The following is a 6,943-nucleotide window of genomic DNA, read 5'->3' as shown; positions in this document are numbered from 1 at the left end:
TGTGCCACGGTACGCAGATACGGCTTCAGGGTTTTAAATCCCTGCGGGTATTTCTTTTTTGCCTCTTCATCGGAAACCGAGGTGGGGATGATGACGTCTTGACCCGGCCTCCAGTTCACCGGCGTTGCCACCGAATGTTTGGCGTTCAACTGAAGCGAATCGAGCAGACGTAGCACCTCATCGAAGTTGCGTCCTGCACTCATCGGATAGATGAGCATTGCCTTGACTTTTTTGTCGGGCCCGACGATAAATACCGAGCGAATTGTCGCATTGTCCGCAGCAGTGCGCTTCCCGCCGCTCGCATTCGGATGGATCATGTCGTATAGTTTCGCGACATGCAGGTCAGCGTCGCCAATCATGGGATAATTGACCTTGTGGCCTTGTGTTTCCTGGATGTCATGGGACCAGGCTTTATGGTCGCTCACCGGATCGATACTAAGTCCTATGATCTTGGTATTGCGCCTGTCGAATTCCGGCTTTAGCCCCGCCATGTATCCGAGTTCTGTGGTGCATACGGGTGTGAAATCTTTCGGATGGGAGAACAAGATCGCCCATTTGTCTCCGATCCACTCGTGAAATCGGATTTTGCCTTCAGTAGTTTCTGCCGTAAAATCCGGTGCTTCGTCGCCTATGCGAATTGCCATTTTAAACCTCCATCATGCAGGCGGGCCGTGCATACCGGCCCCAAATAGAAAGCCCCGATCGATGAATCGGGCTAATTTTGTAAGTCTATAGCCGGCTATACAATCCGTCCACCCCCAAACCGGGAATGATTCAGAAAAAAGAGTGCGCGGACGCTGTTTACGCGGCCGGAACCTCGCCGCTCCCTGGTTTGGCGCGATTTGCTCTGACCGCGATCCGCCGGGCCTTGTCACTGGGGACGCCTAGTTGGAGCTTGGTCCCAGACTTACGCGCACCAAATCGTCCGGGCGCAGCCATTTCGCAAACGCGGCTTGAACTTCGGGCGCGCCCAGTTCCAGATAACGACGAGCCGCGAGCGTCGGCTCGTCGAATGGAAGATCAAGCTTCCACCGATGCATGATTCCGCGCGCGATAGCGTCCAGGCTCGCTTCCTGGAGCGGTATGCGATGGACCAGGTATGCTTTTGCTCGTTGCAACTCGTCCGCACTCACCGGGATCGTCTGCATCTCCCGGAGTTCGCGAACGACCAAACCTTGTACTTTGGAAACGTTTTGTGGATCGCATCCGTAACTAACAAAGTAAATGCCGCGCGTCTTACCGAACTCGAAATACGACTCAACATAATACACGAGTCCTGCGTCTTTCCGAATGTCGCGGGTGAGCCGCGAGGCGTAGAATCCGCCGCCCAACACGTTGTTGCCGAGTTGAAGCGCGTAGTAATCCGGATTGGAGCGCGTAAGTTTAAGTGTTTCCGCAAGTATCACGCTGTCTTGCACGCGGCTGGCGTCAGGCACTTGACTTGTTACTTGAGTGTTGAGCGGCACGGGCGGCAGCTCGATGTCAGGCTTAGGACCAAGTGCGGACCAGCCCCCAAAATACTTCTCAATCACCGACCTTGCTTGTTGCGGCGAGACTTTGCCGATCACGAGAATAGCCGTGAGGTCGGGCCGGAAAGCAGACTGATAAAAATTGCGCACATCCTGAAGCGTGAGACCGCTGACCGTTTGCGGCAGCGCTTCGCGTAATGTTGGATCATCCTTTGGGAAAAGAGCGGCGCGAAGCGCTCGCCCGCTGAGATAATTCGGGCTCGTGAGATTGCCTGCGACTGTCTCGGCGACCTGCCTCCTGACTATATCGAAAGCGTGCTCCGGAAGCCTCGGATGCAGTTCGTTGTCGGCGAGCAGCTCGACACCGCGCTCAAAATTCTCAGCGAGTATTTGAACCGAGAAATCAGTGCCGGCGTGTTCATCCGCGCCGATCGCGTCGAGTGCCTCCTGGAAGGCGATGCGGTCAAGACGCTCGGTCCCATAGGGGAAAAGGGCTTCCAGCACCTGAGACAGCCCTTCCTGTCCCTTGGGAACTTGCAGTTCGGGACGGTTCCTGACATGCCCGAAGACGCTGACCGTATCGCTTACATCTTCGGGTTGTACAATGAGGGTGATGCCGTTGGGAAGTGTGCTGACGAACGGGTGAACTGTCGACACCGGAACCGAGACGCGAGTCAGCGCCGATTGCGCCCAGCCCGGCAGCGGCGTTGGCTTGGACTGACCAAGCGAAATATTTTCCTGGCCACCGAAGCCGTGCGATGCAACCGGCTTGCCGGAACTCTGCGGGGTGAGCACCGCGGTGATGGTGCGATCGAGATCGAGATATTTACGCGCCACGCGATTGACATCCTCGACAGTAACTTTCTCGATACGGGCAAGATCCTCGTCCGGCGAATCGAGCCCGTATACCGCAACGGCTTCCGACCATACGGTAGCCAACTCGCTGATCGAGTTCTTTTGGAACTCGGCGCCGCGGCGCTCCTGCACTTTTGCAGCGGCGACCAGATCTGCCGGTACGCCATTCTTCGCTATCTTGGCGAGGATTGCGCGCATGTCCGACTCAAGCGCCTTGGGATCGCTGCCCGAAGGAAACGTCGTCACGGCATAAGCAAGCCCTGCCTGCGGTAGTGGCTCGTAGGCAAAGTCGGCACCCAGCGCTTTTCCTTGCGGCACGAGCCCATAGAGTTCGCCCCGTTGGCTCCTTAATACATCAGCCAACACCTCCGCCGCAGGAAAGTCAGGGCTATCGAGCCCCGGCATGCGTAGTGCGATGACCTGGAGTCCATAGGAAAGGTCAGTGTCAAGGCTGAACGACTGTGGCGTGACAGGCTCAAGTTTTACTTCCGGGCGATCCGGCAGCTGTTTGGGGGCGATGGGTCCAAACAGTTGTTGCACTTTATCAAGCGTCGCGTGTGGATCGACGTCACCGACTATGATGAGTATCGCGTTGTTGGGCGCATACCATTTGTCATAAAAGGCTTTCAGCATTGCGGCCGTCGTCTTATCGAATGAAGGGCGCGTGCCCAGTGCGTCATGTGCGTAGGGCGTTCCGCTGAACAGCGCGAGGCGCAGCTTGGTATAAAGGACGTAAACCGGATCGGAAAGATCCTGCGCGACCTCTTGTTCGATAGCGCCGCGCTCCTGGTCCCAATCCTTCGCGGTATCCAATATGCCACGCATCCGGAGCGCTTCGATATGCAGCGCGGCGTCAAGGTTCTGCGCGGAAACTGTGAAGAAATATTGAGTAACTGTCTGCCGCGTGTCCGCGTTGAAGTCACCGCCGACCAGGCTTCCGATATCGGCAAGCTGGTCGGCAGAGAGATCCGGACTGCCACGGAACAGCATGTGCTCTTGAGCGTGCGCCGTGCCCGGAAATCCTGGCGGCGTCTCGTTCGCCCCAACGAGATAGTTAACTGCGGTCGTAACCACGGGAGCGAGGGTGTTGCGAACAATGATAACCCTGAGGCCATTCCCGAGCGTTTGGCGAACAACTTCGGTTTTTTCGGCCGAAGTCGTTACGGTAAAGCCGCTGACCGACAAGAAAACAAAGGCGAGGACGACGTTCACTGCGCCGCGCTTAACCCACATTAGAATTATCCTCAAAAATGAAAATATTGCATTAGGACAATTGATTCTATCCTATGCTTGGCTGATGTTCTATATTGCATTCGAGCTGCAGGAAAGTTTTTCAGAAAATTCAGTATTGACTTTCTGCTCTCGTTCAGAGCGTTGAAAAACGCAAAAGTTCTCAGGCGAGGCCTGCAATCGGCCGCCTTTTTTTAACCGGCCAGTACAGCGAAACTCTGTGCCAGGCCGTCAACAACCTGCGCCATGGAGTCGTAATCCAGTTTCTCCGGTGTATCCAGCGCGCTGTGGTAGTAGGCGTAGCGATAGAAAGCGGTGTCGGTAATCATAACCGCGGGATACTTTTCCCGCCAGAAAGAAAGGTGGTCGCTCCAAGAAACGCCCGGAACAAATTCAAACGTCGCCAGCGATTCGACCGGGAAATCCGAGCAGGAGCGGAACGCGTTAACGAGTTGGTGCATGACTTGGCGCGAACTGAAATTGGAAACAAACGCAATGAAGTTCCCGCGGTCCGGATAGAAAAAGCGCAACAACGGCGGGTAGTTCTGACTGCCGGGCTGATCGCTGTAACAGCCGAGCATCTCCAAGGATGCCATAAGGCGGATGGCATCGCTTCGTGCCCGCGCCGCTTTGGCATAAATCATGCTGCCCATCTTGTCCCAAAAGAAAAATGGCGGCTCTTCGTTTACGAAAGCGACGAATCGCACGGTGCGCGCGGGAGCACGTTCTGCGAATCTTCGGCTGATTTCAAGCAGTGCCGCCACGCCGCTGGCGTTGTCGTTGGCGCCCGGGCTCCCCTGTACCGAGTCGTAATGAGCGCCGATTAAAATGATTTCTCCGGGATTCGATTTGCCCGGGGCCGTGACTTCAAGATTTTCGCTGGGCACGCCCTCCGCGGTATAGGCTTGCACTGCAACCCGATAACCCTGCGCAGTCCATTCAGCACGGATATAATCCGCCGCAGAGCGCAGCGTCCCAGCGCGGAACACGTTGCGTTCGCCGATTCCGCCGGCTAGCCTCCCGACATGATTACGCAGTTGCATGGCCAACCTCTGTACGGCGGCTGCTGCAGGGCCGGAATTTGAAGTTGAAGAAAGAGTCAAATCAGTTGTTCCTGACAAAAGAACAGAGAGCCGCGCGATAACCAAGCCGGTACCGGTGGGACTTTAATCATACGCCTGCATGACACGTACCCGCCCATGAAGATTCGAGTGCAATGCTACTCCGGCCACCGGGGTGAGGAGGAACCGCGCTGCTTTTACGTGGGAGAGCGTTGCATGCCCGTGATGCAGATCACCGACCGCTGGCTTTCCCCCGATGGCCGTTATTTTAAAGTACAAGCTTATGACGGCAGTGTCTACATCCTGAGGCACCTTGAAGCATCGGGCGAGTGGGAAATGACATTGTTCAAACGGCCGCCACAAGAAGGTACCTGCCAAAACACATGATGGCAGGTCATTAAGCGCGTGTGCACTTTATTGGAAGCATTGACTCGATTCCGCAAGTCGTGAATTCCAGTTTCCAACGAGGCACTAACTGGTGTTCGAGCGCGTCGCATTGCGGGTGCTAACGGTTTTACCGGTAATTAACGACTTCGCTGATGCAGATTAACCTGGCTCAGGATATCCAAGTCTCCGAGTTCTCCGTAAGCATTTGGCATGAACCTGACGAAGTTGTAGCATAGTTTTAACATAGAATGTTCTTAAATTCGCCGCTCATCTCGCACAAATTGAAATAATGAAATCAAAACAGAAACGAGACAATGCCCAACGCTTTAATTTGCTATAGTATGCAATGGCGCAACGCCAAGAAGTGGTGCGCCGTCGATCAACGAAAAACAGGCTCACGGAAATGCATACACGCAGCAAACCCGAAATGATGCGCGAACTTTGCGCGATTTTGATGATTGCCGCTTTATATAGCTTATTCAGTGAAAATTTAAGTGCTGCCGACCTGGAGCGCGGCAAGCTTATTTATGAGACAGATTGCAACGAATGCCACAGCAAAAGCGTGAGCGAGAGGCCAAACAGGAAGGCAAAATCAATCTCGGAAATTCGTCGCTGGGTCGTACAATGGGAGAGCTACAAGCATTACCAATGGACCAACGAAGACGTTGACGACGTCACCCAATATCTTAACAGTCGCTTTTACAAGTATTAGAAGACTTCAGGGGCCGGCACGAAAAGTTGCGAATTTCAACGACGCGTAGATTGCACGCGGCTTTTTTGTCAAAGCGTACAAGCCCTCCGGAATTTATTCCTGGCATCGATTTTTGCGCTGGCTTCGTTATTTCTGAGCGCCTTCAGCATGCACTGCGCTGCGGCGCCAGAGGAAATTCAGGTTTATCTAGATGACATTACCGAACCCGGTCATTTCGGAATGGACGTTCACAATAATTACGTATATTCGGGCAGCACCACGCCGGAGTATCCCGGCAACATACCTCCTCAAGGCGTATATCGCCTGACACCGGAAGTTTATTACGGCGTCAATAACAATCTTGAGTTAGGCTTGTATTCGCTTTCTTCCTACGGACCCAATGACCGAGCCAGTTATGACGGGGAAAAAGTCCGAATCAAGTATATCGCCGACCACAATAAAGAAATGGGATCTTTTTGGGGCGCAAATTTCGAATTCGGTTGGATTTCCCACCGGTTTGCGGAGCAGCCCTGGAACGCGGAGCTCAAGGGCATCTACGGCTTCCGCAAAGGTTTATGGCTGTTTGCGGTCAATCCGAATCTGGATTGGGGTTTCTCAGGTTCAAACAGCAGCCCCGTGTCATTAAACATTAGCAGCAAACTTTCGTATAAGGTTTCCGCCGATTATGCCCTGGGTTTCGAGTCGTACAATGACTTGGGGAATCTCGACGACCTTGGACATTTGTCGCAGCAGAGCGAGACGCTCTACGGCGTGGTGGACGCGGAATTCAAACGTTTCGACCTGAATTTCGGTGTCGGCAGAGGACTTACTCCCGCTTCCGATCGCTGGATTTTCAAGGCGATTGTCGGCTTGCGTTATTGACCTATGTAAGTCTCTGTTTTCGCCAGCATCAATTTTACAGACTCCGCAAGAAATAAATAATATCCTGCTGGTCCTGGTCGGAAAGGCGGTTGAATTGGGTGATCACACGATTGGCTTCGGAACCGTTGCTGGCGTGTTGTTGAATCGCATCCACCAGGTTGCTCGCACGCCCGTCATGCAGAAAGAAAATACGTTGACCCACACCCCATAATGGAGCGGTGCGAAATTCGTCGTCTCCCGCGAGCCCCTGGGTAACGCCGTCCGCGAGCCGTTCGCCCATGTGGTGAACCAGCAAGTCCGAAAACAACCGGGCTGTACCTTGGTTGGTGATCGCGGCGCTCGAAGACTCGCTCACGGCAAGCTCAGGC

At 54.2% G+C, this 6,943-nt stretch carries 7 protein-coding genes; 3 read left to right on the top strand and 4 right to left on the bottom strand.

Translation table 11 applies throughout. The features are described from left to right. The 3 genes from VLV32_10310 to VLV32_10300 all read right to left on the bottom strand — a co-directional run. The coding region (locus VLV32_10310) for a peroxiredoxin (protein ID HUL42278.1) at positions 1–644 on the bottom strand (644 nt) is incomplete at its 3' end. 240 nt (positions 645–884) lie between these two features. Further along, on the bottom strand, positions 885–3,557 hold the full coding sequence (locus VLV32_10305; protein HUL42277.1) for a pitrilysin family protein: 2,673 nt from the start codon (positions 3,555–3,557) through the stop codon (positions 885–887). Positions 3,558–3,748: 191 nt separating this feature from the next. Then, a complete protein-coding gene (locus VLV32_10300) occupies positions 3,749–4,597 on the bottom strand; it encodes a M28 family peptidase (protein ID HUL42276.1) in 849 nt (282 codons plus the stop codon). Positions 4,598–4,831: 234 nt separating this feature from the next. Between VLV32_10300 and VLV32_10295 the strand changes: the two genes are divergently transcribed. The 3 genes from VLV32_10295 (at position 4,832) to VLV32_10285 (ending at position 6,575) form a co-directional block, all read left to right on the top strand. Further along, positions 4,832–5,002, top strand: coding sequence for a hypothetical protein (locus tag VLV32_10295; protein HUL42275.1), 171 nt, complete (start codon positions 4,832–4,834; stop codon positions 5,000–5,002). A 427-nt stretch (positions 5,003–5,429) separates the two neighbouring features. Beyond that, the gene (locus tag VLV32_10290) at positions 5,430–5,714 is read left to right on the top strand and encodes a hypothetical protein (protein HUL42274.1); all 285 of its coding nucleotides are present in this window, start codon (positions 5,430–5,432) and stop codon (positions 5,712–5,714) included. A 147-nt stretch (positions 5,715–5,861) separates the two neighbouring features. Continuing rightward, positions 5,862–6,575 carry a hypothetical protein gene (locus VLV32_10285; protein HUL42273.1) on the top strand — a complete coding sequence of 238 codons (714 nt, stop codon included), beginning with the start codon at positions 5,862–5,864 and terminating at the stop codon, positions 6,573–6,575. 34 nt (positions 6,576–6,609) lie between these two features. Here the strand turns inward: VLV32_10285 and VLV32_10280 are convergent. Continuing rightward, positions 6,610–6,943: di-heme oxidoredictase family protein (locus tag VLV32_10280; GenBank protein HUL42272.1), on the bottom strand; the 334-nt coding region annotated here is incomplete at its 5' end.

The organism is Burkholderiales bacterium, assembly GCA_035518095.1.
Taxonomy (GTDB): Bacteria; Pseudomonadota; Gammaproteobacteria; order Burkholderiales; family JAHFRG01; genus JAHFRG01.
Note: the sequence above shows the minus strand (reverse complement) of the source record. Positions and strands in the feature narration are given on the sequence as shown.